At 52.8% G+C, this 1,160-nt stretch carries 1 rRNA gene; it reads right to left on the bottom strand.

The annotated features are described in order from the left end of the window. Positions 1 to 24: 24 nt before the first annotated feature. Positions 25 to 1,160: ribosomal RNA gene (locus DUPY_RS24035) — 16S ribosomal RNA — on the bottom strand; the annotation flags it as partial.

The following is a 1,160-nucleotide window of genomic DNA, read 5'->3' as shown; positions in this document are numbered from 1 at the left end:
ATTGCTAACTCAGTGCTACTCTAGAAAGGAGGTGATCCAGCCGCACCTTCCGATACGGCTACCTTGTTACGACTTCACCCCAGTCACGAATCCTACCGTGGTAAGCGCCCTCCTTGCGGTTAAGCTACCTACTTCTGGTAAAACCCGCTCCCATGGTGTGACGGGCGGTGTGTACAAGACCCGGGAACGTATTCACCGCGACATGCTGATCCGCGATTACTAGCGATTCCAACTTCATGCAGTCGAGTTGCAGACTACAATCCGGACTACGATACACTTTCTGGGATTAGCTCCCCCTCGCGGGTTGGCGGCCCTCTGTATGTACCATTGTATGACGTGTGAAGCCCTACCCATAAGGGCCATGAGGACTTGACGTCATCCCCACCTTCCTCCGGTTTGTCACCGGCAGTCTCATTAGAGTGCTCTTTCGTAGCAACTAATGACAAGGGTTGCGCTCGTTGCGGGACTTAACCCAACATCTCACGACACGAGCTGACGACAGCCATGCAGCACCTGTGTGCAGATTCTCTTTCGAGCACTCCCGAATCTCTCCGGGATTTCTGCCATGTCAAGGGTAGGTAAGGTTTTTCGCGTTGCATCGAATTAATCCACATCATCCACCGCTTGTGCGGGTCCCCGTCAATTCCTTTGAGTTTTAATCTTGCGACCGTACTCCCCAGGCGGTCTACTTCACGCGTTAGCTGCGTTACCAAGTTAATTAAAACCCGACAACTAGTAGACATCGTTTAGGGCGTGGACTACCAGGGTATCTAATCCTGTTTGCTCCCCACGCTTTCGTGCATGAGCGTCAGTTTTGACCCAGGGGGCTGCCTTCGCCATCGGTGTTCCTCCACATATCTACGCATTTCACTGCTACACGTGGAATTCTACCCCCCTCTGCCAAACTCTAGCCTTGCAGTCACCATCGCCATTCCCAGGTTGAGCCCGGGGATTTCACGACAGTCTTACAAAACCGCCTGCGCACGCTTTACGCCCAGTAATTCCGATTAACGCTTGCACCCTACGTATTACCGCGGCTGCTGGCACGTAGTTAGCCGGTGCTTATTCTTCAGGTACCGTCATTAGGCCCCTGTATTAGAAAGGCCCGTTTCTTCCCTGACAAAAGAGCTTTACAACCCGAAGGCCTTCTTCACTCACGC

Source organism: Duganella phyllosphaerae (assembly GCF_001758785.1).
GTDB lineage: Bacteria > Pseudomonadota > Gammaproteobacteria > Burkholderiales > Burkholderiaceae_D > Rugamonas > Rugamonas phyllosphaerae.
The sequence above is the reverse complement of the archived record's forward strand: the minus strand, read 5'-3'. Positions and strand labels throughout refer to the sequence as shown.